The 26,960-nt window shown below is 71.0% G+C and carries 21 protein-coding genes; 8 read left to right on the top strand and 13 right to left on the bottom strand.

All coding sequences use genetic code 11. The features are described 5' to 3' along the window. Nucleotides 1-19: 19 nt before the first annotated feature. Both QOL88_RS11985 and QOL88_RS11980 read left to right on the top strand, forming a co-directional pair. Nucleotides 20-1,006: an arabinan endo-1,5-alpha-L-arabinosidase gene (locus QOL88_RS11985; protein ID WP_097216426.1), complete on the top strand. Its 987-nt coding sequence runs from the start codon at nt 20-22 to the stop codon at nt 1,004-1,006. Then, complete coding sequence (locus tag QOL88_RS11980) at nt 988-2,424, top strand: family 43 glycosylhydrolase (RefSeq protein WP_097216425.1); 1,437 nt, start codon at nt 988-990, stop codon at nt 2,422-2,424. Before QOL88_RS11985 ends, QOL88_RS11980 begins: the two co-directional genes overlap by 19 nt. Before the next feature lie 114 nt (nt 2,425-2,538). On the opposite strand, the gene QOL88_RS11975 is transcribed toward QOL88_RS11980, so the two are convergent. The 8 genes from QOL88_RS11975 to QOL88_RS11940 all read right to left on the bottom strand — a co-directional run bounded on the left by QOL88_RS11975 (nt 2,539) and on the right by QOL88_RS11940 (nt 13,145). Then, complete coding sequence (locus QOL88_RS11975; protein ID WP_283445890.1) at nt 2,539-4,437, bottom strand: pyridoxal phosphate-dependent aminotransferase; 1,899 nt, start codon at nt 4,435-4,437, stop codon at nt 2,539-2,541. Nucleotides 4,438-4,608: 171 nt separating this feature from the next. Further along, nucleotides 4,609-5,757, bottom strand: coding sequence for an aldose epimerase family protein (locus tag QOL88_RS11970; RefSeq protein ID WP_097216424.1), 1,149 nt, complete (start codon nt 5,755-5,757; stop codon nt 4,609-4,611). A 56-nt stretch (nt 5,758-5,813) separates the two neighbouring features. Beyond that, nucleotides 5,814-7,058 (bottom strand): multiple monosaccharide ABC transporter permease, encoded by a 1,245-nt coding sequence (mmsB, locus tag QOL88_RS11965; protein WP_097216423.1) that lies wholly within the window; start codon nt 7,056-7,058, stop codon nt 5,814-5,816. Continuing rightward, nucleotides 7,055-8,605 carry a multiple monosaccharide ABC transporter ATP-binding protein gene (gene mmsA / locus QOL88_RS11960; protein WP_097216422.1) on the bottom strand — a complete coding sequence of 517 codons (1,551 nt, stop codon included), beginning with the start codon at nt 8,603-8,605 and terminating at the stop codon, nt 7,055-7,057. Before mmsA ends, mmsB begins: the two co-directional genes overlap by 4 nt. A 46-nt stretch (nt 8,606-8,651) precedes the next feature. Then, entirely contained in the window at nt 8,652-9,764 is a 1,113-nt protein-coding gene (gene chvE / locus QOL88_RS11955) for a multiple monosaccharide ABC transporter substrate-binding protein (RefSeq protein ID WP_349362266.1), read from the bottom strand. A gap of 137 nt (nt 9,765-9,901) precedes the next feature. After that, a complete protein-coding gene (locus QOL88_RS11950; RefSeq protein ID WP_097216420.1) occupies nt 9,902-10,870 on the bottom strand; it encodes a hypothetical protein in 969 nt (322 codons plus the stop codon). Between the two features lie 110 nt (nt 10,871-10,980). Then, nucleotides 10,981-11,985 (bottom strand): zinc-dependent alcohol dehydrogenase, encoded by a 1,005-nt coding sequence (locus QOL88_RS11945; protein WP_097216419.1) that lies wholly within the window; start codon nt 11,983-11,985, stop codon nt 10,981-10,983. Further along, nucleotides 11,982-13,145 carry a mandelate racemase/muconate lactonizing enzyme family protein gene (locus tag QOL88_RS11940; protein ID WP_097216418.1) on the bottom strand — a complete coding sequence of 388 codons (1,164 nt, stop codon included), beginning with the start codon at nt 13,143-13,145 and terminating at the stop codon, nt 11,982-11,984. The genes QOL88_RS11945 and QOL88_RS11940 overlap by 4 nt, the downstream gene beginning before the upstream one ends. Nucleotides 13,146-13,414: 269 nt before the next feature. Between QOL88_RS11940 and QOL88_RS11935 the strand changes: the two genes are divergently transcribed. Beyond that, nucleotides 13,415-14,362: an SCO2400 family protein gene (locus QOL88_RS11935; RefSeq protein WP_179878838.1), complete on the top strand. Its 948-nt coding sequence runs from the start codon at nt 13,415-13,417 to the stop codon at nt 14,360-14,362. A 331-nt stretch (nt 14,363-14,693) separates the two neighbouring features. Here QOL88_RS11935 and QOL88_RS11930 read toward each other — a convergent pair whose 3' ends face one another. Further along, entirely contained in the window at nt 14,694-15,143 is a 450-nt protein-coding gene (locus QOL88_RS11930; protein WP_097216415.1) for a MarR family winged helix-turn-helix transcriptional regulator, read from the bottom strand. A gap of 102 nt (nt 15,144-15,245) precedes the next feature. Between QOL88_RS11930 and QOL88_RS11925 the strand changes: the two genes are divergently transcribed. Both QOL88_RS11925 and QOL88_RS11920 read left to right on the top strand, forming a co-directional pair. Continuing rightward, nucleotides 15,246-16,268, top strand: a complete 1,023-nt coding sequence (locus QOL88_RS11925) for an NADP-dependent oxidoreductase (protein ID WP_097216414.1) — start codon at nt 15,246-15,248, stop codon at nt 16,266-16,268. A gap of 96 nt (nt 16,269-16,364) precedes the next feature. Further along, complete coding sequence (locus tag QOL88_RS11920; protein ID WP_097216413.1) at nt 16,365-16,784, top strand: organic hydroperoxide resistance protein; 420 nt, start codon at nt 16,365-16,367, stop codon at nt 16,782-16,784. Between the two features lie 168 nt (nt 16,785-16,952). On the opposite strand, the gene QOL88_RS11915 is transcribed toward QOL88_RS11920, so the two are convergent. Further along, entirely contained in the window at nt 16,953-18,098 is a 1,146-nt protein-coding gene (locus QOL88_RS11915) for a serine hydrolase domain-containing protein (RefSeq protein ID WP_097216412.1), read from the bottom strand. Continuing rightward, nucleotides 18,095-20,662, bottom strand: a complete 2,568-nt coding sequence (locus QOL88_RS11910) for a M14 family zinc carboxypeptidase (protein ID WP_097216411.1) — start codon at nt 20,660-20,662, stop codon at nt 18,095-18,097. The genes QOL88_RS11915 and QOL88_RS11910 overlap by 4 nt, the downstream gene beginning before the upstream one ends. Nucleotides 20,663-20,805: 143 nt before the next feature. Between QOL88_RS11910 and QOL88_RS11905 the strand changes: the two genes are divergently transcribed. Further along, nucleotides 20,806-21,633: an EI24 domain-containing protein gene (locus tag QOL88_RS11905; RefSeq protein WP_097216410.1), complete on the top strand. Its 828-nt coding sequence runs from the start codon at nt 20,806-20,808 to the stop codon at nt 21,631-21,633. Here the strand turns inward: QOL88_RS11905 and QOL88_RS11900 are convergent. Continuing rightward, nucleotides 21,584-22,816 carry a pyroglutamyl-peptidase I gene (locus QOL88_RS11900; RefSeq protein ID WP_097216409.1) on the bottom strand — a complete coding sequence of 411 codons (1,233 nt, stop codon included), beginning with the start codon at nt 22,814-22,816 and terminating at the stop codon, nt 21,584-21,586. The two genes, QOL88_RS11905 and QOL88_RS11900, sit on opposite strands and share 50 nt — an antisense overlap. Before the next feature lie 89 nt (nt 22,817-22,905). Beyond that, nucleotides 22,906-23,856 carry a LysR family transcriptional regulator gene (locus tag QOL88_RS11895; protein ID WP_257027721.1) on the bottom strand — a complete coding sequence of 317 codons (951 nt, stop codon included), beginning with the start codon at nt 23,854-23,856 and terminating at the stop codon, nt 22,906-22,908. A 58-nt stretch (nt 23,857-23,914) separates the two neighbouring features. Here QOL88_RS11895 and QOL88_RS11890 point away from each other — a divergent pair, with 58 nt between their 5' ends. Next, nucleotides 23,915-24,361 carry a RidA family protein gene (locus QOL88_RS11890; protein WP_097216407.1) on the top strand — a complete coding sequence of 149 codons (447 nt, stop codon included), beginning with the start codon at nt 23,915-23,917 and terminating at the stop codon, nt 24,359-24,361. A gap of 52 nt (nt 24,362-24,413) precedes the next feature. Continuing rightward, nucleotides 24,414-26,900, top strand: a complete 2,487-nt coding sequence (locus QOL88_RS11885) for a beta-glucosidase (protein WP_373559277.1) — start codon at nt 24,414-24,416, stop codon at nt 26,898-26,900. Nucleotides 26,901-26,960: the final 60 nt, after the last annotated feature.

Raw genomic sequence — 26,960 nt, 5'->3', positions numbered from 1 at the left:
CCGCAAGGAGAGGACCCGCATGAGCCGCAGTCCCCGCACCCTCCGCAGGCGAACCGCCCTGTTCGCCCTCCCCGCCGCCGCACTGCTGGCACTGGTCCCGGGCACGGCGTCCGCGTACCCCAACCCCGGCCGGGTCACCGGCGACGTCGTCACCCACGACCCTTCGATGATCCGCACCTCGTCCGGGCAATACCTGCTGTACGCCACCGGCGGCGGCATCGCGAGCAAGACCTCCGGTGACCGCACCGCCTTCCGCAACGGAAGCGACGCCTTCACCAGCAGGCCGAGCTGGTGGAAGAACTACTCGTCCGTCCCGGAGGCCTGGGCGCCGGACATCTCGTACCACGGCGGCAAGTACCTGATGTACTACTCCGTCTCGAAGTTCGGTTCGAACACCTCCGCCATCGGTCTCGCCACCTCCAGCACCGGCCAGCCGGGCAGCTGGACCGACCAGGGCACGGTCCAGACCTCGAACTCCGCCAGTGATTTCAACGCCATCGACCCGAACCTCTTCGTGAACGACGACGGCAAGTGGTGGCTGTCGTTCGGCAGTTGGTGGACCGGGATCAAGATGATCCAGATCAACCCGTCCACCGGAAAGCAGCTCTCCTCCAACACCACCCGGTACTCGCTCGCCTCCCGCCCCACCGGGACCAAGGCCGTCGAGGCGCCCTTCATCGTCAAGCGGGGCGGCTACTACTACCTCTTCGCCTCGTACGACACCTGCTGCGCCGGCACCAGCTCGACGTACAAGGTGAAGGTCGGGCGCGCCTCCAGTGTCACCGGGCCGTACCGCGACAAGAACGGCGTCGACCTGATGAACAACGGCGGCACGCCCGTCCTGGAGTCGCACGGCAGCGTCATCGGCCCCGGCGGCCAGTCGATCCTGAAGGACACCGACGGCGACCTGATCGTCTACCACTACTACGACGGCAACGCGAACGGCACACCCAAGCTCGGCGTCAACCTCCTGAACTGGAGCAGCGGATGGCCCGTCGCCTACTGACCCTGCTGGCGGCCCTGCTGCTCGCGCTGAGCGTCGGCCAGCCCTCCGCGAGCGCCGCCTCCTTCTCCAACCCGGTCAAGTCCGTGAAGGGCGCCGACCCCTGGATCTCGTACCACGACGGCAACTACTACCTCGTGACGACCAGTTGGACCGACGTCATCACCATCCGCAAGTCCACCACCCTCGCCGGGCTCTCCACCGCCCCCAGCGTTCAGGTGTGGAAGGGCGACGCCGCCTCCCGCTGCTGCAACATCTGGGCGCCGGAGCTGCACTTCCGGGGCGGCCGCTGGTACCTGTACTACGTCGCCGGGCAGAACGTGTCCGACTACAACCCGACGCAGCGCAGCCATGTGCTGGAGAGCGCGGGCTCCGACCCCATGGGGCCGTACACCTACAAGGGGCAGCTCAACAGCGCCTGGATGCTCGACCCGAGCGTGCTGGACGTGGGCGGCCGGCTGTACATGCTCGGTAGCGCGATCACCGGCGGCACGCAGAACCTCGTCATCGCCCCGATGCCCAACCCGTACACCGTCAGTGGCTCCTACTCGACGATCTCGACCCCGACGTACGCCTGGGAGCGGCAGGGCGGCACGGTCAACGAGGGCGCGGAGATCCTGCAGCGGGGCGGCCGGACCTTCCTGATCTACTCGGCGAGCGGCTGCTGGACGCCCGACTACAAGCTCGGGCAACTGGAGCTGACCGGCTCCAACCCGCTGTCGGCTACCTCCTGGACCAAGAAGTCCACGCCGGTCTTCCAGCGCAGTGACGCCAACGGGGTGTACGGCCCCGGCCACAACGGCTTCTTCACCTCGCCCGACGGCCGCGAGAACTGGATCGTCTACCACGCCAACGACTCCGCCTCCGAGGGCTGCGACAACGGCCGTACGACCCGGGCGCAGAAGTTCACCTGGAACTCCGACGGCACGCCGAACCTCGGCACGCCCGTCCGGCTCGGGGCGGGCCAGTCCGGGCCGTCGGGGGAGCCGGCCTCCGCCTCGACGACCTACACCGTCACCAACCGCAACAGCGGCAAGTGCCTGGAGGTGGCGGGGAGTTCCTCGGCCGACGGAGCCGACGTCCAGCAGTACGGGTGCGACGGAGGGGCCAATCAGCGCTGGCGTCTGGAGGACCTCGGCGACGACACCCACCGTCTGGTGAACGCCGCCACCGGCAAGGTCCTCGACACCGCCGACTGCTCGACGGCCGACGGCGCCGACCTGCGCCAGTGGTCCTGGCTGAACAACACGTGCCAGCGGTTCCGTTTCGTGGCCACGGACAGCGGCTACGTCCGCATCGCCAACCAGGCCTCCGGCAAGGTGGCCGACGTGGCGAACTGCTCGACAGCGGACGGCGCCGACGTACGCCAGTGGTCCTGGCTCAACAACACCTGCCAGCAGTGGAAACTGACAGCGGTGTAACCCCCCAGGGGCGCGGGGCCGTGCTCGATGTGCGGCTCCGCCGCGTGGGCGCGAACAACCATGACGTTGCCCCGCACCCGGCCGGACACGGAAACCGCCGACGGCGAGAGGGCGCTACCCCGCCTGCCCCATCCCCGCCGCGTTGGGCCAGCTCTGCGCCGCAGGCCACCCCGTGGCCGGTGCCGGCGTCAGCCCGTTCGTCCCCCGCACCTGCGCCGCCGTCAGGCCCCCGCGGGCCGGAACACCGGGCGGCGTGGGCCCGGTGAACGGAGCGGCCATGGGCGACGGCGCGGGCGCGGGAGCCGGAGCAGGAACCGGCACCGGGGCCTGGGCCACGGGCGCCAGGGGCGGCGCAGGGGCCTGGGCCACGGGCGCCAGGGGCGGCGCAGGGGCGGCCACCGGCTGGGGAGCGGGCTGCGGCACCGCCTGCGGCATCTGAGGCTGGGGCACCTGCGGCTGCGGCATCTGCGCCGCGGCCGGCATCGGCATCCCGCCGCCCGCACCCGCCGGCACGGCGGACGCGGCGGCGGGGAGCGGCATGCCGATGCCGATGCCGGTGGCCGGAGCGGGGGCCGGGGCGGCGGACGCCGCGGCGGGAGCGAACCCCGCCCCACCCGTGCTCGCGGCCGCCGGAGCGAAACCCGCCCCACCCGTGCTCGCGGCCGCCGGAGCGAAACCCGCCCCACCCGTGCTCGCGGCCGCCGGGGCGAGCCCCGGCCCCCCGGCCCCCGCCGCGGCAGCCGGCATCGGAACCGCTGCCGGGGCCATCCCCATCGCCTGCGCCGCGAGCCCCCGCATGCCCGACCCGTTCGTCTCGCTCACCAGACGGTCCACCGCCGCCGTACCCGAGCTGTAGCTGGTCCCGTTGCCCAGCTCGGGTACGGCGGCTCCCCTCCTGGACGTCCCGTAGAGCACCTGTTCCAGGCCGGACACCAGGCGACGCACGTCCACCTGGGGGCGCACCACGAGACGCAGGAAGCGACTGGACGAACCGATCTTGTTGCCGCACTCGCGGACCAGGATCCGGTGCTCGGTGAGCATCCGGTCCCGGACCACGGTGCCCTCGGCGCCCACGGGGAGGCGCACGAAGAGGAAGTTGCCCTGCGACGGGTAGACCGTGAGCCCGGGCAGGGAGGAGAGCTGGCCGGCCATGTCGAGGCGGTCGCGGCGCACCTGCGTCAGGCTCTGCGCGTACTCGGCGCCGTGCTCCTTGAGCATGAAGACGACGTGCTCGGCGAAGGAGTTGAGGTTCCACTTGGGGAGCATCGAGCGGATACGGCCCGCGAGCGCCGGGTTGGCGACGAGGTAGCCGAAGCGGATGCCGTGCAGGCCGAAGTTCTTGCCGAGGCTGCGCAGCACGACGACGTTGGGCCGCAGCATCGCCTCCTGGACGACGGACGGCTCGGCCTCGGCGTCCGCGAACTCCAGGAACGACTCGTCGATGACGATCAGGTCGAGGTCGGCCATGGCGTCCATGAACTGCACGATGGCGTGCTTGTGCAGGAACCCGCCGTCGGGGTTGTTGGGGTTGCAGATCACCGCGACGCGGGTGCCGCGGGCCCGGATGAACTCGGCGTACTGCGCGAGGTCGAGGGCGAAGCCGCTGGACTCCTGGAGCGGGAACATGTCGACCCGCTTGCCGGTCTCCATGGGCTGGTCGGTCCAGCGGCCGAAGGTGGGGACGGGGACGGCGAGGGACTCGCGGACCAGCAGGTGGTCGATCCAGGTGATGAGCTCGGTCGAGCCGTTGCCCATGGCCACGCACTGCGGGGGCAGCTGGAGCAGGCTGCACAGCTCGGCGGTGATCGTGTCGGCGCTGCTCGGGTAGTACGTGATGATGTCGCGCAGCCGGGCCGCCATGTCCTCGAACATGGCCGGGGTCGGGAAGTACGGGTTGCAGGGGATACAGAAGTCCACGGGGCCGGCTCCCTCGCCGCCCTCACGTGTCAGAGCCGCCATCGACGGGCTGTGTGCCGCGGTACTGCGGAACAGCGACGTGACGTTGTCGGCCATGGAACCTCCGTATGGGGCGGGCCCGTTGGGGACGGACGGGCCCGACGTTCAAGGGCGGCCCGCGCGGGGGAGCGCGGGCCGCCCTTTCATACGGAGACCACGGGGGCGCCGTTCAACCGTCGGGAAAACGGTCAGAACATGTGCCCATTGCGTGAAGGACTGTCAGTGACCTCAGCAGCCGAACGTGTGGATCGTGGTCGTGCGGTACGTCTGCCCCGGTCGCAGCACCGTCGACGGGAACTTCGGCTTGTTCGGCGAGTCCGGGAAGTGCTGCGTCTCCAGGCAGAGCGCGTCGCCCTGCCGGTAGGTGCGGCCGGACGGGCCGGTCAGCGTGCCGTCGAGGAAGTTGCCGGAGTAGAACTGAAGGCCCGGCTCGTTCGTGGCGATCTTCAGGCTGCGGCCGGAGGCCGGGTCGCGCAGGGTCGCGACATGCTCGGGCCGGGCGGTGATGCCCTTGTCGAGCACCCAGTTGTGGTCGAAGCCCTTGGCGGTCACCAGCTGCGGGTGCGAGGTGCGGATGTCCCGGCCGATCGGCTTGGCACGGCTGAAGTCGAAGGGCGTGCCCGCGACCTTGGCCAGCTCGCCCGTGGGGATCAGGCCCGCGTCGGTGGGCGTGTAGCGGGACGCGGCGATGTGCAGCTCGTGGTCCTCGATCGTGCCGCTGCCCTCGCCGGCCAGGTTCCAGTAGACGTGGCTGGTGAGGTTGACGACGGTGGCCTTGTCCGTGGTGGCCTCGTAGTCGATGCGCCAGTCGCCGTGCCGGGTGAGCGTGTACGTCACCTTCGTCTTGAGCGTGCCCGGGTAGCCCATCTCGCCGTCGACGCTCGTGTAGTACAGGTGCAGACCGACGTCGGAGCCCTTCACGAACGGCTCGACGTCCCACACGCGCTTGTCGAAGCCCTGGGCGCCGCCGTGCAGGCTCTGCTCGCCGTCGTTCACGGACAGCTGGTAGTTCTTGCCGTCGAGGGTGAACTTGCCCTTGCCGATGCGGTTGCCGTACCGGCCGATCAGGGCGCCGAAGTACGGGGTCTTCGCGACGTAGTCCTCGAGGTTGTCGAAGCCCGCGGAGACGTTGGCGTACCGGCCGCGACGGTCGGGGATCTCCAGGGACTGGACGACCCCGCCCCAGGAGAGGACCTTCAGGCGGGTGCCGCCGTTCTCCAGCGACCAGCTGTAGACCTTGGTGCCGTCGGCCAGCTTGCCGAAGAGCGTCTTCACCGGCTTCCTGCCTCCCGTGGCGTGCGCCGTGCCGCCGAGCGTGGTGGCGGCTATGCCCGCCGCCGCCGCTCCCGCGATGACCGTGCGTCTGTTCAGTTCCATGTGTGCGGCTCCCGATAAGGAGAGGGCCCCGCCTGCCGGCGGGGCCCCGATCTGACTTACGAACCGACCTTGCGCTTGTTCCACACGTCGAACCCGACCGCCGCCAGCAGCACCAGGCCCTTGATGACCTGCTGCCAGTCGGTGCCGATGCCGACGAGGTTCATACCGTTGTTCAGCACGCCCAGGACCAGGCCACCGATGATCGCGCCGAGCACGGTGCCGACACCGCCGCTCATCGACGCACCGCCGATGAACGAGGCCGCGATCGCCTCCAGCTCGAAGTTGAGGCCGGCCTTGGGAGAGGCCGCGTTGAAGCGGGCGGCGAAGACCAGACCCGCCAGGGCCGCGAGCATGCCCATGTTCAGGAAGACCAGGAAGGTGACCTTCTTGTCCTTCACACCCGACAGCTTGGCCGCCGGGAGGTTGCCGCCGATCGCGTAGATGTGGCGGCCGATGATCGCGTTGCGCATGACGTAGCCGAAGCCGACGAGCAGCACGCCGAGGATGAGCAGCACGATCGGGGCGCCCTTGTAGCTGGCCAGCAGCATGGTGAGCGTCAGCACCGCGGCGCCGATCGCGACCAGCTTCAGCAGGAACAGCTTGGTGGGCGGGACCTCCAGGTTGAACTCCTGCTGCCGCTTGCGGTCACGGACCTCCTGGAAAATCACGAAGGCGATCATCGCGAAGCCCAGCAGCAGGGTGAGGTTGTGGTAGTTCGTGTTCGGGCCGACCTCGGGCAGGAACCCGTTGGCGACCTTCTGCAGCCCGTCCGGGAACGGGCCGAGGGTCTGGCCCTCCAGGAAGATCTCCGTCAGACCGCGGAAGATCAGCATGCCCGCCAGGGTCACGATGAACGACGGTATCCCGCCGTACGCGATGAAGAACCCCTGTACGGCACCCGCGACCGCGCCCACGGCCAGGCAGAGGACCACGGCGAGGGGCCAGGGAAGGTCATGTTTGACCATGAACACGGCGGCCATCGACCCGACGAACGCCGTCAGTGAGCCGACCGAAAGGTCGATGTGGCCGGCGATGATGACCAGCATCATGCCGATCGCGAGGATCAGGATGTAGCTGTTCTGCAGCACCAGGTTGGAGACGTTGCGCGGCAGCAGCAGGTCACCGTCGGTCCAGACGGCGAACAGGACCACGATCAGGCCCAGCGCGATCAGCATGCCGTACTGCCGCATGTTGCGGCGCATACCGTCGATCACCAGCTGCAGCAGGCCGTCGGCCGCGGCCCCTCCGCTCTTGCCCGGCGGCGCGGGGGCCGGGCTCTTGGCGGTCACGTCCGTGCTCATCGGGTTACCTCTTTGTCCTTCGTCATCTGACGCATCAGCGATTCCTGGGAGGCCTCGGCCCGCGAGAACTCACCCGTCAGCCGCCCCGCGGCCATCGTGTAGATGCGGTCGCACATACCGAGCAGCTCGGGCAGCTCGGAGGAGATGAAGACGACCGCCTTGCCCTGGGCGGCCAGCTGGTCGATGACCGTGTAGATCTCGTACTTGGCACCGACGTCGATACCGCGCGTCGGCTCGTCCAGGATCAGCACGTCCGGACCCGAGAAGATCCACTTGCTGAGGACGACCTTCTGCTGGTTGCCGCCGGACAGCTTGCCCACCGGCTCGAACACCGTCGGCGCCTTGATGTTCATGGACTTGCGGAAGCCCTCGGCTACTTGCCGCTCCTCGTGCTCGTCGACCACACCGTGCTTGGCGACCTTGCCCAGGGCGCTGAGCGAGATGTTCCGGTTGATGGTGTCGATGAGGTTGAGGCCGTAGTGCTTGCGGTCCTCGGTCACGTAGGCGATGCCGTGCTTGACCGCCTCGGGGACGGTCTTCGTACGGATCTCCGAGCCGTCCTTGAGGACCGTGCCGCCGGCGTACCGCCCGTAGGTCCGCCCGAAGACGCTCATCGCGAGTTCGGTACGGCCCGCGCCCATGAGACCGGCGATCCCGACGATCTCCCCGCGCCGCACGTGCAGCGACACGTCGTCGCACACCTTGCGCTGCTGGTCGATCGGGTGGTGCACGGTCCAGCCCCGGATCTCCAGCGCCGGCGCCGCGCCCTCCTCGGGCTCGTGCGGCGACCGCTCCGGGAAGCGGTTCTCCAGGTCGCGGCCGACCATGCCGCTGATGATCCGGTCCTCGGTGGTCTCCGCGGCCTTCACATCGAGGGTCTCGATGGTCTGGCCGTCGCGGAGGATCGTCACCGAGTCGGCGACCTTGCGGATCTCGTTGAGCTTGTGGGAGATGATGATCGAGGTGATGCCCTGCTTCTTCAACTCCAGGATGAGATCGAGGAGTTTGCCGCTGTCCTCGTCGTTCAGCGCGGCGGTCGGCTCATCCAGGATGAGCAGCTTCACCTTCTTCGACAGGGCCTTGGCGATCTCCACGAGCTGCTGCTTGCCCACGCCGATGTCGGCGACGCGGGTGTCCGGGTGGTCGGAGAGACCGACCCGGCGCAGCAGTTCGGTGGCGTGCCGCAGGGTCTCGGTCCAGCTGATGATCCCGCGGGTGGCGTGCTCGTTGCCGAGGAAGATGTTCTCCGCGAGGGAGAGGTAGGGCACCAGGGCCAGCTCCTGGTGGATGATCACGATGCCGCGCTCTTCGCTGGCCCGGATGTCCTTGAACTGGCAGACCTCTCCCTCGAAGAGGATGTCGCCCTCGTACGTGCCGTGCGGGTGGACGCCGGAGAGGACCTTCATCAAGGTCGACTTGCCGGCGCCGTTCTCCCCGCAGATGGCGTGGACCTCGCCCTGCCGGACGGTCAGCGTGACGTCCGACAGCGCCTTGACGCCGGGAAAGGTCTTGACGATCGAGCGCATTTCCAGGACGGGTCCCGCCATGGTCGTGCCTTCCAATCAGTGGTGAATCGTCGGTCGGTGGCGGGGGCTACTTGACGTCGCTCTCCTTGAGGTAGCCGGAGTCGATGAGCTCCTTCTGGTAGTTGCTCTTGTCGACGGCGACCGGCTCCAGCAGGTAGGCCGGGACGACCTTCGCGCCGTTGTCGTAGGTCTTGGTGTCGTTGACCTCGGGCTTCTTGTCCTTCAGCAGCGCGTCGACCATGTTCGAGGACACCTTGGCGAGCTTTCGGAGGTCCTTGAAGACGCTCATCGACTGCTGGCCGGCGATGATCGACTTCACCGAGGCGACCTCGGCGTCCTGGCCGGTGACGACCGGCAGCGGCTTGGCCTTGGAGCCGTAGTCGTCCGACTTCAGCGCCGACAGGATGCCGATGGAGATGCCGTCGTACGGGGAGAGGACCGCGTCGACGCGCTCGCTCTTGTAGGCCGAGGTCAGGATGTCGTCCATGCGCTTCTGGGCGGTGCCGCCGTCCCAGCGCAGGGTGGTGACCTGGTTGAGCTTGGTCTGCTTGGAGCCGACGACGAGCTGCTTCTTGTCGATGTACGGCTGCAGGACCTTCATCGCGCCGCCGAAGAAGTAGCGCGTGTTGTTGTCGTCGTTCGAGCCGGCGAAGAGCTCGATGTTGAACGGGCCCTTCTTGCTGCCGTCCTTCAGGCCGAGCTTCTCGACGATGTAGGTGCCCTGGAGCTCGCCGACCTTCTCGTTGTCGAACGACGCGTAGTAGTCGACGTTCTTCGTGCCGAGGATCAGGCGGTCGTAGGAGATGACCGGGATGTTCGCGTCCTTGGCCTGCTGGAGGACGTTGTTCATCGACTTGTTGTCGATCGCGGCGATGATCAGCGCCTTGACGCCCTGCGTGATCAGGTTCTCGACCTGTGAGACCTGCTGGTCCGGGTCGTCCTCGCCGTAGACCAGCTTGGTCTTGTAGCCCTTGGACTCCAGTTCGGTGACGACGTTCTTGCCGTCGGCGATCCAGCGCTCGGAGGACTTGGTCGGCATCGCGATGCCGATGGTGGCGCCCTTGGTGTCCCCTTCGGCCTCCTTGCCGCCACCCTCGCTGCTCTGACCGCAGGCGGACAGGGTGAGGGCGAGGGACGCGGCTCCGGCTATGGCGGCGAGAGCGGCTCTGCGGTTACGCATGATGATCATCCTTGATCTGTGTGCAGGGCTCGGTCTGAGGCGCGAAGTCGCTCCGGGTGGTCGTGCCGGAAAGACCGAGAAGATGTGTGGGATTGTGCGCGGCTGTGTCGTCTTTTGTAAGCCGAGTAGCCGGAACGTTATGACGAGGTTTCGAACCGTTGCAGATCGCCCGGCAGCCGCGAGCCGAGCGGCGCCATGTCGCCGTCCGCGCCGTGGCGGGCCAGCAGGTCCAGGGCGAGCCGGCCGCGACGCACCCGCTCCTTGGCGGTGGCCAGCGTCAACTCGCGCATGTGGTGCCCGTACGGGTAGATCCCGGGGGCCTTGGACAGGCCGAACTTCAGGTACAACGGGGCCCCACGTCTGATGAGTTCGGCCACCTCGTACATCCGGACGTAGCCGCCGAGGTCGTCGGGCGCCTCGATGTACATGTCCATCGGAGCGCCCGACACCCGCCGAATCTCGGTGAGGTGATCGAGCGTCAGGTCGCTGGGCACGTTGACCGAGTCCGCGCCGAGGCGCTCGTACACCGCGTACGCCGCCGGGTTGACCGGGCCGATGAGCGCGGAGACCTTGAGCGTCGTGTCGGCCGGGATGATCCCGGCGACCCGTGCCCGGTGCAGCGTCCACAGCACGCCCTCGTCGGCGACGAGCAGGCACTTCACGCCCAACTCCGTTGCCCTCACCGCGTCTTCGACACAGCCTGCGACGGCGTCGTGGCCGCGGGCGCGCAGGCCGCCTCCCCGCGAGTCGGTGCGCGTGGACCCGCCGATGTCCCAGGTGCCGCGCGGCCCGGTGAACAGGCAGAGCTCGATGTCGCGTTCGCCGGTCGACTCGACCATCTCGGTGATCTCGGCGTCGGTCAGCATCCACACGCCGCTGCCCTGGCTGATCCGGTGGATCGGGACGTCCAGCCGCGAGGCCTCCTTCAGCACCACCGCGAGCGCCTCGGGGCCCTCGCAGGAGGGGATCTCGGTGCGCCAGCGGCCGCCGCCGGGGAAGGAGTGCGCGGAGGCGTCGGCGGGATCGGGGGCGGGCGCGCTCAGGCCCAGTGCGGTGAGCGCCTGCTCACCGGGCCTGCGGGCTGCCGTGGTGGAAGCGTCGGTCACAGGAATGTCCTTCGGTTCGATATTTCGGACGAGGTTCGCGGCTCTGGGTAGGGCGAGGCTGGGGTACGCCGGTACGGGAGCCGTCAGGTTGCCCCCGTACCGGCGTACGTCTAGGGGCGGAGCAGGACCTTGCCCACCTTCGGGTCACCGGCTCCGACCAGCTCGATGGCCTGCGAGAACTCGGTGAGCGGCAGCTCGTGCGTCACCAGCGGCAGCGGATCGAGCAGACCGGCGGCGAACACCCGCACCGTGTGCGCCCAGGCATCCGGCGGCGCACCGAAGACGGTGTGCACCTCCAGCTGCCGTACGACGAGGTCGGTCGGGTCGAGACCGTCGGCGTCCGGTGCCGGGATCCCGGTCAGGACCAGCCGGCCGCCCCGCCTGAGCAGGCCGGCCGAGATCCGGGCGGCGTCCGCGGACCCGGCCGTCTCGATCACCACGTCGAAGTCGTCCGGGAGTTCCTGGTCCTTCGTCCGGAAGTCCGTCGCGCCGTACTGCCGCGAAAGCGCCTCGCGGTCCCGGCGGGTGCCGACGACCAGCAGCTCGGACGGCGAGTTCGCCTTCAGGAACTGCACGGCGAACATGCCGAGGGTGCCGGTGCCGACCACGGCGACACGCTCACCGGGCTGTGCGTTGCCCTTCAGCGCGGCCGCCGCGATGCACGCGGCGGGCTCCAGGAGTGCCGCGGCCGTGAGGTCGCAGTCGTCCGGGAGGGCGTGCAGGAGACGGGCCGGGAGGGTCAGCGTGGCCGCCATCGCGCCCGGCTGGGTGAACCCGGTCTCCTCGTAACCCGCCGTGCACAGCGTCGTGTCGCCCGCGTGGCAGCGATCGCAGACCTGACAGTTTCGAAAACCCTCACCGACGACCTTGCGGCCGACGAGGGACTCCGGGACACCGGGGCCCACGGCCTGAACCGTCCCGGACCACTCGTGGCCCGGGGTCAGCGGGTAGCGCACATAGCCCTCGGGGCGGTTGCCCTGGTAGACCTCGCGGTCGCTGCCGCAGATCCCGGAGGCGTGCACCCGGACCAGCGCCTCGCCGGCCTCGGGCCGCCGGGGCTCGTGCGGGACGAGACGGTGCTCGCCCGGGGCGTCGATGACGACCGCGGTGCTCACTGCGCGCCCTTCGGCTTGCGCTGTTCCCAGCCCTCCGCCCAGAGGTCGAAACGGGCCTGCTGCTGGGGGAACTCGGCGGCGGCGTCGACGTCCAGCTCCACACCGAGGCCCGGGGCGTCGGAGAGGTGGAAGCAGCCGTCCTCCGGGTTCACCTGCGGGGCGCCCTTGACCACCTTCTTGATCTCCGCGTCGGCGAAGTCGTTGAAGTGCTCAAGGATCTTGAAGTTCGGCGAGGTGAAGCCGACCTGGAGGGACGCGGCGGTCAGGACCGAACCGCCCACGTTGTGCGGAGCCACCAGCATGTAGTGGGTCTCGGCGGTCGCCGCGAGCTTCCTGGTCTCCCAGATTCCACCGATGTGGCCGACGTCCGGCTGGATGATGTCGACGGCCTGGCTCTCGAACAGCTCCCGGAACTCGATCCGGTCGTGGATGCGCTCACCGGTGGCGACCGGCATGTCGACCTTGGCGGCGACCTTCTCCAGCGCCTTGAGGTTCTCCGGCGGGACCGGCTCCTCCAGCCACGCCGGCTTGAACGGGGCCAGCTCCTTGGCCAGGCGCACGGCCGTGGCCGGGGAGAAGCGGCCATGCATCTCCAGCATCAGCTCGGCCTCGGGGCCGATGGCGTCGCGCACCGCCTCGATCAGGGAGACGGCGTACAGGGTCTGCTGGTGGTCCAGCTCGAAGTGGCCGGTGCCGAACGGGTCGATCTTGAGCGCCCGGTAACCGCGCTCCATCACGCCCTGGGCGGCCTTGTGGTAGGCCTCCGGGGTTCGCTCGGTGGTGTACCAGCCGTTGGCGTACGCCTTGACCTTGTCGGTGACCTTGCCGCCCAGCAGCTGCCAGACGGGGACGCCCAGGGCCTTGCCCTTGATGTCCCAGCAGGCCATCTCGATCACGGCGATACCGGACATGACGATCTCGCCCGCGCGGCCGTAGTCGCCGTACTTCATGCGCTTGACGAGGTCCTCGACAGCGAAGGGGTCGGACCCGAGAATGTGATTGGTCTCGGCCTCCCTCAGGTATCCGAGAAGGGCGTCGGTGTGTCCCAGCATCCGGGTCTCGCCGACTCCGGTGATCCCCTCGTCGGTGTGCACCTGGACGTACGTCAGGTTGCGCCAAGGCGTCCCGACCACGTGTGTGCTGATTCCGGTGATGCGCACGGCGGTTGTCCCTCGCAGCTTCGTCGGCTCAGTTCCGTCAGTGTGTTCCGTCAGCGTCCCGCTCGTGTTCCGGCGACTCGGTCTGTTCGAGATTTCGGCACACGTTCGAAATGCTGGCGTGACAGTAAGGATCGGGCGGCGGGGGTGTCAATGGGTCGCGCGCATAACGGTTTCGACAGTTTCGAAACCATGGGTGGGCCGGGTCCCTACAGAACCTTCACGGCTGGCTCTAGGAACGTGACCTGCGCGGAACTTAATCTTCCCGCGTCATGGACTACTGCGACCCGTGCCGACGGCACCTCAACGGCGCCCTTGCCTGCCCTGGGTGCGGCACCTCGGCCGAAACGCTGCGCAGGCGCGGGCAGGAGTACGGCGGGTACGGCGCCACCGCGGCAGGGCACCCCGGCGTAGTGCCGGGACGGCCGACAGGGGCGGACGGGCCGCAGGGGCCGGATACGCCAGGCGCCTCCGACTACGGGCGCGACGGGTGCGGCGGACGCGACGAGCACGACGGGTACGACGAGCACGACGGGTACGACGACACCTACGCCGGCCCCCATGCCGATGACGACAGCGACGACCACGGCCACGACGACGCTGAGGGCGACAGCCACGCTGATGGCGACGGCGAGCACCTCGGGCGCGCCGCCCGGCGGCGTGGGCGCGGGCGCGGGCACGGTCCGGTCGCCGACGGCCCGGGCGGGTCGAGCCGGCGGGATCGCAAGGCCGCGGCACACCGCCGACGGCGACGCCGGACCCTGTTCGTGGCGGCCGGGTTCGTGCTGGCGGCCGGTGGCCTGAGCCTCGCGGAGCTCGGCATGGACGCCCCCGACTCGACGCCGAAGTCGGCCGCGGCCGGGGGCGAGTCGGCGGACGGGGACGCCTCGGGGGAGGCGGGGGAGACGGGCCGTGGCCCGGACGGAAAGGCGGCCGGGGCCGACGGCGCGTCGGCATCCGCCTCGCCCGAGGCGTCCGATGGGCCGTCCGCTTCCGAATCCCCGAAGAGCGAGAAGTCGGAGTCCCCGAAGGGCGACGAACCGACGAAGGACCCCGAGTCGGCGACGGCGGCAGGCGCACCCAGCCGCCCGGCGTCCGATCCCACGGCCGCCCCGCCCGCTCCGGAGCCGGCCCCGACCTCGGGCCCGACCACGCAGGCGCCGGAACCGGAACCGTCCGAGTCCGAACCGTGCAAGCGGTTCCTGTGGTGGTGCGCTTAGCGCCGACTCGGCCGACTTCGCCGGCATCCGTCGCAGGAGCGGAACCGCTGCTTCCTGCCCCTGGAAATCCTGGAAGTCCTTCTGCGCAACGTCGAGTTCGCGGCACCCGGAGCGGGCGAGTCGGGCGTCTCCGGGCGGGGCCTGCTCCGACGTGTGTCGGAGGTCCGAGCGCGCATCGCCGGTGACTGGCCCGCCGTTCAGGGGTGCGCCCGCCGCGCAGCTCCCCGCGCGGTCGTGAGCCACCGCTCCCCGGGCATCACCGCCCCCGGACGTCACCGCTCCCCGGGCATCACCGCCCGCCGGCGCGCGCCACGGCGCTTCGCGCCCCTCCTCAGCCCAGCATCCGCCGCAGCGTGTCCCGCAGTGCCACCCGTTCTCCCTCGGAGAGCCCCGCCAGGGGCTCGCGGGCGAACCGGAGTGACTCCCGCAGGCTCCGGGCCACCCGGCGTCCCTCCTCCGTGGCCGCCGCCACCTTCACCCGGCGGTCGGCGGGGTCCGGCCGGCGCTCGACCAGCCCCCGCGCCTCCAGCCGGTCCACGATCCCCGTCACGTTGGACGGCTCGCACTTCAGCTGCTGGGCCAGCCTGCGCATCGGCAGCGGTTCGAGGCACAGCAGGCTGAGCAGCCGCGCCTGCGCGCCGGTCAGGGCGTGTTCCGCCGCCCCCGACTCGTAGTCCTCGTGGAACCGCGCCACGACCTCCCCGATCAGCTCGACGACCTCGAGCGTCAGCGGATCCGGGCGGTTGGTCATCTCGGGGGGCGTCGGTGTGGTGGAGGCCATGCCATCGAGGGTACCCGGTTATTTGACAACATGAAATTTTCAGGAGCATGGTTGTTTCAGGTACTGAAACATCCGCATCGAGCCAGTGAGGTAAGGCGCATCATGACCGACACCCCCACCCTCCCCGTCGTCAGTCGCGAGTGGCACCTGGCGAGCCGTCCCGTCGGCTGGCCGAAGCCCGAGGACTTCGCCTTCGTCGAGGCGGAGGTCCCGCAGCCGGGTGAGGGGCAGGTCCTCGTCCGGAACAAGTACCTCTCCGTGGACCCGTACATGCGTGGCCGCATGAGCGACGCCAAGTCCTACGTCGCCCCCTTCGAGCTCGGCAAGGTCATGCAGGGCGGCGCCGTCGGCGAGGTCGTGGCCTCGAACGCCGAGGGGCTGTCCGTCGGGGACCACGTACTGCACTTCTTCGGATGGCGCGAGTACGCGGTCGTCGGCGCGAAGAACGCCGTCAAGGTGGACCCGGACGCCGCGCCGCTGTCGACGTACCTCGGTGTGCTGGGCATGACCGGCCTCACCGCCTACGCGGGTCTGCTGCGCACCGCCGCCTTCAAGGAGGGCGACACCGTCTTCGTGTCCGGCGCCGCCGGCGCCGTGGGCGGCCAGGTCGGTCAGATCGCCCGGCTCAAGGGCGCCTCGCGCGTCATAGGCTCCGCCGGGTCGGACGAGAAGGTGAAGCTCCTCACGGAGGAGTACGGCTTCGACGCCGCCTTCAACTACAAGGACGGGTCCGTCGCCGAGCAGCTGCGCGCCGCCGCCCCCGACGGCATCGACGTCTACTTCGACAACGTCGGCGGTGACCACCTGGAGGCGGCCATCGGCTCCCTCAACGAGGGCGGCCGGATCGCCGTCTGCGGCATGATCTCCGTCTACAACAACACCGAGCCCGCCCCGGGCCCGAAGAACCTCGCCCGCCTGATCGCGACCCGCGGCCGTATCGAGGGCTTCCTGGTCAGCGACCACTACGACCTGCAGCCGCAGTTCGTGCGGGAGGTCGCCCCGTGGGTCGCCTCCGGTGAGCTGAAGTACCGGGAGACCGTCGTCGAGGGCATCGAGAACAACCTGGAGGCGTTCCTGGGTGTGCTGCGCGGCGACAACACCGGGAAGATGATCGTCAAGCTCTGACACCTTCCTTGCGGATTCCGGCATGCGGTAACTTGTTTCCGAATCCGTCCCGGCCCGGGCGCGAGCCGCGGCGGACGACCTAAGGAACACAACCGCATGCCGATCCAGCAGTCCGACGTCCTGTACACCGCCGTCGCCACCGCAGAGAACGGGCGCGACGGCCGGGTCGCCACCGACGACGGCACGCTCGACGTCGTCGTCAACCCGCCGAAGGCAATGGGCGGGAGCGGCGCCGGCACCAACCCGGAGCAGCTCTTCGCCGCCGGGTACAGCGCCTGCTTCCAGGGCGCTCTCGGTGTCGTCGCCCGTCAGGAGGGGGCCGACCTCACCGGTTCGACCGTGACCGCGAAGGTCGGCCTCGGCAAGAACGGGGACGGCTTCGGGATCATCGTCGAGATCTCGGCCGACATTCCCAAGGCCGACCGGGGCACCGCGCGGTCGCTGATCGAGAAGGCGCACGAGGTCTGCCCGTACTCGAAGGCGACCCGCGGCAACATCACCGTGACGCTGGTCTGACCTCGGTCGTTGCGTACGCGGAGGCCGCACCCTTGGACGTGGGGTGCGGCCTCCGCCCTTGCTCCGGCCTCTCCGCTCCTGCTCCGGCCTCTCCGCCCGTGCCCGGCCTCAGAGGGCGAGCGCCGCCGCTGCCCGGCCTCAGAGGGCGAGCGCCGCCGCTGCCCGGCCTCAGAGGGCGAGCGCCGCCGTGTGCGCCGCCCGCGCCAGCCGGTCGTTCTCCGGGGCCGCCCCGCCCGGGAAGGCGAACCGGCGGCGCGTGTAGCCGTAGGCGAGGCCGCTCCACGGGTCCGCGAAGGCCTGGGAGCCGCCCGCGCCGCTGTGCCCGATCGTCCCGGCACCGAGGAACGGGTGCCATGTGTCAGCCGTCATCTGGAAGCCGAGGCCGAACGACTTGTGGGCCCGGGCCACCAGGTCGTAGCCGGCCGAGTGGAACTGGCCGAACTCCGCCACCGTGTCCGGCTTCAGCAGCGCCGGCTGCTCGCCCACCTGGCTGATCGCCGCCGCGTACATCCCCGCCAGGCCCCGCGCGGACGCCACCCCGCCCACCGACGCCGGTCCTTTGGCGCGGATCAGCGGCATGTTCGGGAGGGAGACGAGGTCGGTCGCCTCCGCCGCGTGGCGGTTGAACGCGATCGAGGCCAGCGCGTGCGGACCCGTGGGTGCGGCGTCGAGGACGGCCTGCTGCTCGGGCGTCGGATCCATCGGCTGAGTGGTGCGGAAGCGTGGTTCCCCGGGCGCGGGCAGCCCCAGGTGGAAGTCCAGTCCGTACGGAGTCCTGATCCGCTCCTGGTAGACCTCCTGCAGCGTGCGGCCCGTCGCGCGGCGTACGACCTCGCCGACCAGGGCGCCGGCGACCAGCGCGTGATAGCCGAAGGCCGTGCCCGGGCGCCAGAACGGCCGCTGGTCGGCGAGCCGCTCGGCGAGCTGGCGGTCGTCGGCCAGCTCCGCGAGCGAGAAGCCGGTGTCCGTGCCGACCACGCCCGCCCGGTGTGCCAGCAGATCCCGCAGGGTCAGGGCGCCCTTGCCCTCGGCCGCGAACTCCGGCCAGTAGTACGTCACCTTGCGGTCCAGTTCGAGCGTGCCGTCCTGGACGAGCAGAGCCACGACCAGGTAGGCGGCGCCCTTGGTGGACGAGAACACACCGTAGAGGGCGTCCGCGTCGGTCCCCGCCCACAGGTCGACGACCTTCCGGCCGTGGACGTAGGCGCACAGCTGCCCCTCGTAGTCGGCTCGCTCCCCGGCGACGAACGCGGTGAACTCCTCGCGCACCGCCTCGAAGCCGTCCGCCACGGTGCCGTGGATCTCCTGCGTCATCCGCTCTCCTTGACTGAAGCGCTGTGTGCCACTGTGAACAATGCCCTTGCCACCTGCGGGAATTCCCCCTTGGGGTGGTCCCGGAAGAGTGGTTCGGTGCCGAAGAGGACGGTGTTGCCCCCGCTGACGACCGAGGCCTGCCCGGCGGCCGCCGCGGGACCGCCGGTGCCGCCGGGCAGCGGCCGCCAGTGCCCGGAGACCAGCGGGTTCCCGGTCGCGTACGACTGCTCCACGCGGACGCCGGGGCCCGGGTCGGTGAACCAGAGCGGGGCGTAGACGAAGCCGTGGTCCGGTGCGTCGCGCGTGATGCCGCCGGTGTTGGTCACCTTCACCACGCCGTTCGCATCCGCGTTGCCCTCCACCGGCTTGACGGCCAGCCGGCCCGCCGCCGCGTTCAGAGCCGCCCCCGTCGCGCCCCGGCCGACCAGGCCGTGCCCGTCCAGGAAGGTGTCCAGGGCCTGGCGGGCGGGGGCGGTCAGGTCCGCGTGCTCCAGGCCGGCGGACACGAACAGCACGTCCGTGCCGGACCAGTCGAAGCCCGCGTTCAGGACGGCCGTCGAGATCGGTGTGACGTCGAAGTCCATCTCCCGCAGGGCGAACAGCTCACCCGGTGTGACGGCGGCGGCGACCCGGAGGCGGTGCAGCGGTGTCGTGCCGGCCTGCCGCGTGGCCGTGAAGGAGACGTCGTGGTCGCGGGCAGCCGTGCGCGCCGCGCGGCGGGCCGACGCCGGGACGACGACGCTGCCGTCGTCCGCCCGCCGGACCGGGACGCCCTGCCGGAGCAGGGAGTTGAGGGCGGCGATCTCGCGCGGGTCGGTCAGGCCCAGCCGCAGATCGCCGTGCGCGGGCACGTGGGCGACCGGTGTCGCCTCGCCGATCGCGCGCAGGGGTGCGCCCCGCAGGCTGCCCGACGGCACCCGCTCGACCGTGGCGCCCCACAGACGGCCCAGGCTCCAGCCGGAGATGTCGTACATCACCGAGACCTTGCCGCTGATGTCCCGGCCGTCGGCCAGCAGCACGTTCGCCATGCCGCGCTTGGGCTGGTGCATGTCGACGACGTACGAGCCCCCGGGGTAGGTCCGTCCGGCGAGCCGGAAGGGGCGGGTGGCGCGGGTGACGCGGACGTCGTTGGCGATGAGGTGGTCGACCAGACGGGCGGCGGCGGGCCCCGAGCGCCGGCTGCGGGCGTCGCCGGGCGGGATGACGTAGGCGCGCGGGAACCTGGTCGTGTAGACGTCCTCCGGGCCGATGCCCGGGACGCCGGGAACCGTCTGTGCCGACACCGGCACCTGCGCGGCGCCCGTCGCGCCGCGGCGGAAGACCTCGATCTGGTCGGTGATCAGGGTGCCGCGGTGCTCGCGGACATGGGCCAGGGTCGCGCCGATCGCCGCGCCCGCCACGGCCGTGTTGATCGCCGAGCGGCGGCGCAGCTCCGGGACGGGCAGCTCGTCGTACTCCTCGTTGTTCACCGCGAGCGGGATCTCCACCGTGTGGGCGGCCACCGTGCCGTGGAAGGCCGCGTACTGCGGGGTGAAGATCGGCGGCCAGTCGTCCCAGCCCTCCTCCTGGTCGCGGAACGGGATCTGGGCCGCCTCCACACCGTCCTTCGCCGGCGTGTAGCCGAGAGCGTTGACCGCGGACTCCATGCCGAGGGCGTTGGCGTAGGTGTTCTTCAGGAAGAGGTCGTACTCGTAGTTCTCGCCGTGCGGGGGAGTGGTGGGCTCGATGAGGGTGCCGTTGACGTAGCCGTGCAGGTCGAGCAGGACGGCCGGCTGCGTGCCGAGTTCGATCCGCCGCATCGCCCGCGTCTCGGGCTGGGAGGCGGTGACGAAGTCCCGGTTCAGATCAAAACCGTTCGCGTTGGCGCGGGTCCCGGCGATCCGGCCGTCCGGGTTGGCCGTGATGTTGAAGTACAGGCGGCTGTGCGCGAGGAGATCCCTGGTCTTCGCGTCCTTCGCCGTCGCGAGCCGCTCGATGGTCTTCAGGGAGGCGTCCGTGCCCTCCCACTCGTTGCCGTGGATGTTGCTGTTGACGAAGACCGGTGTCTTGTAGTCGCGCTTGATCTCACGGGACTTGGCCGCCGCGGCGGGGGCGTCCCGGATCAGTTCGCGCATCCGTTCCTGGGCGCGGGACTGCCGCGTGGTCTCCGGGGCGGTGACGGTGACGAGGTAGAGGCGGTGGCCGCCGGCCGAGCGGCCCGTCACCTCCACGCTCACCCGGTCGCCAAGACGCTGTAACGCGTTCAGCTTCGGCGCGATCGCGTGGTACGGCGTGAGGCCCAGCTTCAGGGACGTGTCGCCGGGGTTCTCCGGATCGGGGGAGAGGACCAGGCGGCGGGGGTAGGCGCGGGTGGCGGTGCCGGTGGGGACGTCCTCGGTCAACGCGCGTCGCGTCGCGCTCGCGGGCGCCCGTGCCGCGCGGTCGTCCACGGCGGAGCCCTCACGGGTGACGGGCTTCGGGTCCGCGCCCGCGGCGCCCGGGGTGAGCAGGAGTGAACCCGCCGTGGCCAGGGCCAGGACGGTGATCAGTACAGGTCTCGCGGGAACGCTTCTCGTGGTGCGCACGCGTGCCTCCTCCGGGGCTTCCTGAGATCGGTACGGCGAGGTGTACCGCTTCGACTCAACGGCAACAAGGACGCCTTGGTGTCACCGGAGCCCCGGACGGCCCTGTCGGGAGCTGTCCGGGCCTGCCCGGATAGGGTTTCCCCATGCGCGATCTAGGGGCGGGTTTCCGGTACCTCCTGAAGGGCCAGCGATGGGTGGCCCGGCACGGCAGGCAGTACGGCTTCGGGCTGCTCCCGGGCCTGATCACCCTCGTCCTGTACGCGGCGGCGCTCGTCGCGCTGGCGCTGTGGGGCGAGGACCTCGTGGGCTGGGCGACACCCTTCGCGGACGACTGGACCAGCCCGTGGCGCGGGCTCTTCCGCGGCTTCCTGACCGCCGTGCTGTTCGCCCTCGGCCTGCTCCTGTCCGTCGTGACCTTCACCGCCGTGACCTTGCTGATCGGGCAGCCCTTCTACGAGAACCTCTCCGAGAAGGTCGACCGGGACGTGTCCCCGGACGGGCACGCCCCCGAGTCGGGGCTGCCGCTCTGGCGCGAGCTGTGGATCTCCGCCCGGGACAGCCTGCGGATCGTGGTGCGGGCCGCCCTGTGGGGTGTGCTGCTGTTCGGGTGCGGCTTCATCCCGGTGGTCGGGCAGACGGTCGTCCCGGTGATCGGGTTCTTCGTCACCGGGTTCTTCCTCACCGAGGAACTGACCGCCGTCGCCCTCCAGCGCCGCAGCGTCGAACTGCGCACCCGCCTCACCCTGCTGCGCTCCCGCAAGACCCTCGTCTGGGGCTTCGGCACACCGCTCGCCGTGGCCTTCCTGGTGCCGTTCGTCGCGGTGTTCCTGATGCCGGGCGCGGTCGCGGGCGCCACCCTCATGGCGCGTGACCTGCTGGGTGAGGAGATCGACGAGGGCGGCGAGGAGGGCGACCGGGCCGCTACGACGTTTCCGCAGCCACCTTCAGGATCGCCCGCACCTGGGCGATGATGTCCAGCCGGTTCCGCACGAACTCCGGGTCGGTGACCTCGGTGGTGTTCCCGGCGGCGAACTGCAGCACGGGCGTGTGCACATGCCCGCCCGGCAGCGTGCCGTGCAGTCCCAGCCGGTCCCGCAGCAGCGTCGCCCGGTAGGCGATCTCGTTGGACAGGTAGTCCCCGCCCCCGCCCGCGCGGGCGGTCGAGCCGGGCGTCGGCCCGTCCGGGCGCACGACGGACTCGGTGCCGCCGGCCGGGATCTCGGTGACGCTCGTGTTGTCGTACACCGGGAAACGGCCGGTCCGCGCGGCGGTGATCGCCGCGTACGGCAGCGTGGTCGTCGTCCACTGCGGCTGCGAGGCCGGGTCGCTCACCGGCACGGTCTCGGTGCGGCCGATGTTCTCGTTGTCCCCGAAGCCGCCCCGCCAGGCCCCGTTGGTCCGCTCGATGTCGAACCGCCCGACCCGGCCCTGGCTCACCGTCGTGAACAGGTCGACCTTCGGCAGGTGCGGCCGCAGGGTCCGCTCCACCGTGCCGTCCGTGAAGTCCCGCCAGCGCACCGGGAACACGGCCGTCTCGACCCGGGCCGGGCCGTCCGCCGTCTCGATCACCGTGCCGTCGAGGGCCAGGGCGGTGGCGCCGGAGGGGTTGGAGATGCGGATGTCCCGGTCCAGGGTGAACGGGTCGAAGCCGGTGAGCAGGATCCGCTTCAGGCCCTTGCCGTGCGGATACCGGATGGCGTCCTGGCCGCGCGAGGTGCGCTCCAGCTCGTCCAGCAGCGCGGCCCGCTGCCCGTCCGTCAGGCCGAACTCCGGCTCCCAGGTGCGCACGTCACGCGTCATGCCGAGCCGCGCCCAGTACAGCGGCCGGTCGTCGTCCCGGCTCAAGTCCCCGCCTGCCGGTCCGCGCCCCTGCGCCCGGTCGACCGCACGCTGCCACAACCGCGCGCCCTCACGCGTGACCGCCCGGCGCGCCTCCCCGTAGGAGCGAGCCCCCTCCAGCGCCCGGGCCAGCCGCGGGGCCGCGGCGTCGAACCCGGAGCGGCGCAGGATCTCCTGGGGGGCGGCTCCGCCGAGCCGCTGCTCCTCGACGGTGGGGGAGGGGGCCGCCTGGGCGGCGCTCGCCGCCGTCGGGGTGGTGAAGCCGGTCAGCAGGGCGAGGCCGAGGACGCCGAGGCGAACGCGTAGGGAGTTCAAGGGTGTTCAGGCCTTCCGTCGCGGTGGGGGGTCGGTGCCGGACGGCCGAAGTATCGCGTGACGGGTGTGGTCCACGCCATGGGCGGGGTTCAGGTGGGGATCGTCGCCGTCGCCTCCCGCACCGCGTCCAGGAACGCCGAGGCCGCGGGGGTCAGGGACCGGCCGCGCGGGGTCGCCGCGTACACCGCCCGGGCCGGGGCGGTGTCGTCGACCCGCAGCAGTGCGATGTCCGGGCGTACGGACGCGGCCGCGAGCGCCGGTACGAGGGTCACGCCGAGCCCGGCGGCGACGTAGCCCTGCTTGGCGGTCCACTCGCCGACGACATGGGCGACCCGCGGGCTGAAGCCCTGACGCAGGGCCGCGTCCAGGAGGGTGCCCTCGGGCCGCGGGCTGCCGGAGATCCAGTCGGCGTCCGCGAACCGGCCGAGCGGCACCGGGCCTTCGTGTCCGGCGAGGGGATGGCCGGCGGGCACGGCGACGTACAGCGGCTCGTCGAGGAGGTGGTGGAGCTCGTACGACTCCAGCGGCGCGCGGCCCGTCGTCGAGACGACCGCGAGGTCCAGGTGACCGGCCGTCAGCCGGTCGAGCAGCGCGGGCGTGAAACCCTCCTCGCGGACGACCCGGACCCGGGGGTGGCGGGCACGGAACAGGGCGAGGGCGTGCGGCACGAGGGCCGCGTCGGCGGTGGCGAAGGCGCCGAACCTGAGCCGCCCGCCGGCCGCCTCCCGCAGGGCACCGAGTTCACGACGGGCGTCGTGCAGCGCGCCGGTGACCGTCTCCGCGTACGGCACCAGCAGCCGCCCCGCCTCCGTCAGGGCCACCCCGCGCGGCAGCCGGTCGAAGAGCGGGCCGCCGTCCAGCGCGGCCTCCAGCGAGGCGACCTGCCGGGACACCGCGGACTGCGTCCAGCCGAGCGTCCGCGCCGCCACCGTGAACGAGCCGTGCCGGGCGACCTCCAGGAAGACCCGCAACCAGACGGTGGAGAGCTCGGGCCCGGTCTCACGCGTGTGCGGCAGCGGAGTCTCATGCGTGTTCGGCATGGCAGCCATGCTAGACATTCGCTTGTCGCAACACAGGGTCGCGCCTAGCGTCGGCGGCATGCAGATCAGCCTGGACAGCCCCGCCTCCGCGCCCCAGCCCCTGAGCCCCTACTACTCCCAGGTCGCCCGCATCGAACACCCCGACGGCAGCGCCCTGTTGTTCGTCTCCGGCCAGATCGCCGAGGGTGCCACGCTCGCCGAGCAGACCCGGGGCGTGTTCGAGACCCTCGCCGCGCTGCTGAAGGCCCACGGCGCCGGACTGGCCGACGTCGTCAACATCCGCACCTACCTGACCGATATCTCCAAGCTGGACGAATACGGCGCCGTACGACGGGAGTTCCTCACCGGGACCCCGCCGACCAGCATGACCTTCGAGGCCGCCCGGCTCTTCCGCCCGGAGGCCTTCGTCGAGGTGGAGGCCGTCGCCGCCGTACCGGCCCGCTGGTCGGTGCTCTTCGCAGCGCCTCCTTCGTCGGGAAGTGGTGCGGCAGCCCCTGCTGGGTGAGTCAAAGACTGGTCGCGGTCGCGAGTCCTTCGCATGCTGCCGAGGCAGGATGATGACGTACATCGACTTCGACGAGGAGGCCGACGTGGCGGAGACGGTACAGACAATGCAGGATGCGGCCCGTGAGGTCGTCGTCGAGGCCGCCCTCGGCGCACTCGACCTGGACGCCAAGACGCGGCTGCTGGCCGGCCAGGACATGTGGAGCCTGCCCGCGATCCCGGAGGCCGGGCTGGCCTCGCTGGTCATGTCCGACGGCCCGATCGGCGTCCGGGGCGTGCACTGGAGCGCCGACGACCCGTCCGTCGCCCTGCCCTCCCCGACCGCCCTCGCCGCCACCTGGGACCCCGAACTGGCCCACGGGGCCGGGGTGCTGCTGGCCCAGGAGGCCCGCCGCAAGGGCGTCCACCTCCTGCTCGCGCCCACCGTCAACCTGCACCGCTCCCCGCTCGGCGGCCGCCACTTCGAGGCCTACAGCGAGGATCCGTACCTCACCGGGCGGATCGGCACCGCGTACGTCCGCGGCGTCCAGTCCGGCGGCGTCGGCACCACCGTCAAGCACTTCGTCGCCAACGACGCCGAGACCGACCGCCTCACGGTGAACAACCTCGTCGGCGAACGCGCCCTGCGCGAGCTGTACCTGGCCCCCTTCGAGGCGATCGTCGAGAACGCCCACCCCTGGGGCATCATGACCGCCTACAACTCCGTCAACGGCCCGACCATGACCGAGCACCACCACTTGGTCGACGAGGTCCTGCGCGGCGAATGGGGCTTCGACGGGGTCAACGTCTCCGACTGGACCGCCGCCCGCTCCACCATCGGCGCCCTCACCGGCGGCCTCGACATCGCCATGCCCGGCCCCGGCACCGTCTACGGCGAGGCCCTCGCCCGGGCCGTGCGGGACGGCGAGGCGGACGAGGCCCTGGTCGACGAGGCCGTCCGCCGCGTCCTGCGCCTCGCCGCCCGGGTCGGCGTCCTCCGGGGCGCCGAACCGGCCGTCACCGACCTGCCCGCAGCCGTCGACGGCGAGGCCCTCGCCCGCGAGATCGCCCGCCGCTCCTTCGTCCTCGTCCGCAACGAGAACGGCGCGCTGCCGCTGAAGCCGGGCCGGGTCGCGCTGATCGGCGCCGCCGCGCGCGACGCCCGTGTCCTCGGCGGCGGTTCCGCCACCGTCTTCCCGGCCCGGGTCGTCTCCCCGCTCGACGGACTCACCGCCGCCCTCCCCGACGGCACCCTCACCTACGGCCTCGGCGCCGACCCGAACACCGAACTCCCCGTCGCGGACCAGGGCTTCGAACTGCGCGCCGTCTGCCGGGACAGCCAGGGCACCGTCCTCGGCAGCCGCTCCGCCCCCAGTGGCCACATCCAGTGGATGGGCGACGACCTCCCCGACGGCGTCACCCACGACGCCCTGCACAGCGTCGAACTGACCGGCACCTTCACCCCGCGCGAGACCGGCACCCACACCTTCGGCATCAAGGGCCTCGGCCCGTTCCGGCTGACCGTCGCGGACACCACGTACTACGACGACGTCCAGCGCCCCGCCGGGGACGGTGACCCCTTCGCGGCGTTCTTCGGCGCCCCGGTGCCCCACGCCCGGCCCGAACTCACCGCGGGCGAACCGGTCGAGGTGTCCCTCACCTACACGGTCCCGCCGCTCGGCGACCACCCCATGCGGGTCATCGGCTTCACCCTCGCCCACCAGGACCCGCAGCGCGACGCCGACGAACTCATCGCCGAGGCCGTGTCGGCAGCCCGGGCCGCCGACACGGCCGTCGTCGTCGTCGCCACCACCGAACGCGTCGAGTCCGAGGGCTTCGACCGCACCGACCTGCGCCTGCCCGGCCGCCAGGACGACCTGGTCCGCGCTGTCGCCGCCGCCAACCCGAACACCGTCGTGGTCGTCAACTCCGGCTCCCCGGTGGAACTGCCGTGGCGCGACGACGTCGCCGCCGTACTCCTGTCGTGGTTCCCCGGCCAGGAGGGCGGCGCGGCCCTGGCGGACGTTCTCACCGGCACCCACGAACCCGGCGGCCGCCTGCCCACCACCTGGGGCGGCCTCACCGACGCCCCGGTCACCCGGGTCGTCCCGGAGAACGGCGAACTCCCCTACGACGAGGGCGTCTTCATCGGCTACCGGGCCTGGGAGAAGCACGGCCGCAGCCCCGCATACCCCTTCGGCCACGGCCTCGGCTACACCGACTGGACCTACGACTCCGTCGAGGTGGAGGAGAGCGCCGAGGGGACCACCGCGAAGGTCCGCCTCCGCAACACCGGCGACCGCCCCGGCCGCGAGGTCGTCCAGGTCTACCTCGCCCCCGGCGACCCCGACCCCACCCGTCCGGCCCGCTGGCTGGCCGGCTTCGTGAGCGTCGAGGCCGCCCCCGGCGAGAGCGCCGAAGCCACCGTCGAACTGCCGCGCCGCGCCTTCGAGATCTGGGACGAAGCGACCGGCTCGTGGTCGCATGTGAAGGGTTCGTACGAGATCCAGGTCGGACGCTCGATCACGGACCGCAGGATCACCGCGACGATTAACGTCTGATCCGGGACAAGTTCCCCACCCAGCAGCCCCGGTCCGGGACCTGACCTCCGGACCGGGGCT

Origin of the sequence: Streptomyces sp. Ag82_O1-12 (assembly GCF_900182715.1) — a bacterium.
Taxonomy (GTDB): Bacteria; Actinomycetota; Actinomycetes; order Streptomycetales; family Streptomycetaceae; genus Streptomyces; species Streptomyces massasporeus.
The sequence above is the reverse complement of the archived record's forward strand: the minus strand, read 5'-3'. Positions and strand labels throughout refer to the sequence as shown.

Coding starts and splice junctions, on each gene's coding strand:
- QOL88_RS11890 (WP_097216407.1), top strand. CDS start 23,915: ATGCAGATCAGCCTGGACAGCCCCGCCTCCGCGCCCCAGCCCCTGAGC.
- QOL88_RS11935 (WP_179878838.1), top strand. CDS start 13,415: ATGGACTACTGCGACCCGTGCCGACGGCACCTCAACGGCGCCCTTGCC.
- chvE (WP_349362266.1), bottom strand. CDS start 9,764: ATGCGTAACCGCAGAGCCGCTCTCGCCGCCATAGCCGGAGCCGCGTCC.
- QOL88_RS11915 (WP_097216412.1), bottom strand. CDS start 18,098: ATGACGCAGGAGATCCACGGCACCGTGGCGGACGGCTTCGAGGCGGTG.
- QOL88_RS11985 (WP_097216426.1), top strand. CDS start 20: ATGAGCCGCAGTCCCCGCACCCTCCGCAGGCGAACCGCCCTGTTCGCC.
- QOL88_RS11975 (WP_283445890.1), bottom strand. CDS start 4,437: ATGGCCGACAACGTCACGTCGCTGTTCCGCAGTACCGCGGCACACAGC.
- QOL88_RS11925 (WP_097216414.1), top strand. CDS start 15,246: ATGACCGACACCCCCACCCTCCCCGTCGTCAGTCGCGAGTGGCACCTG.
- QOL88_RS11905 (WP_097216410.1), top strand. CDS start 20,806: ATGCGCGATCTAGGGGCGGGTTTCCGGTACCTCCTGAAGGGCCAGCGA.
- QOL88_RS11920 (WP_097216413.1), top strand. CDS start 16,365: ATGCCGATCCAGCAGTCCGACGTCCTGTACACCGCCGTCGCCACCGCA.
- QOL88_RS11970 (WP_097216424.1), bottom strand. CDS start 5,757: ATGGAACTGAACAGACGCACGGTCATCGCGGGAGCGGCGGCGGCGGGC.
- mmsA (WP_097216422.1), bottom strand. CDS start 8,605: ATGGCGGGACCCGTCCTGGAAATGCGCTCGATCGTCAAGACCTTTCCC.
- QOL88_RS11930 (WP_097216415.1), bottom strand. CDS start 15,143: ATGGCCTCCACCACACCGACGCCCCCCGAGATGACCAACCGCCCGGAT.
- QOL88_RS11895 (WP_257027721.1), bottom strand. CDS start 23,856: ATGCCGAACACGCATGAGACTCCGCTGCCGCACACGCGTGAGACCGGG.
- QOL88_RS11980 (WP_097216425.1), top strand. CDS start 988: ATGGCCCGTCGCCTACTGACCCTGCTGGCGGCCCTGCTGCTCGCGCTG.
- mmsB (WP_097216423.1), bottom strand. CDS start 7,058: ATGAGCACGGACGTGACCGCCAAGAGCCCGGCCCCCGCGCCGCCGGGC.
- QOL88_RS11885 (WP_373559277.1), top strand. CDS start 24,414: ATGACGTACATCGACTTCGACGAGGAGGCCGACGTGGCGGAGACGGTA.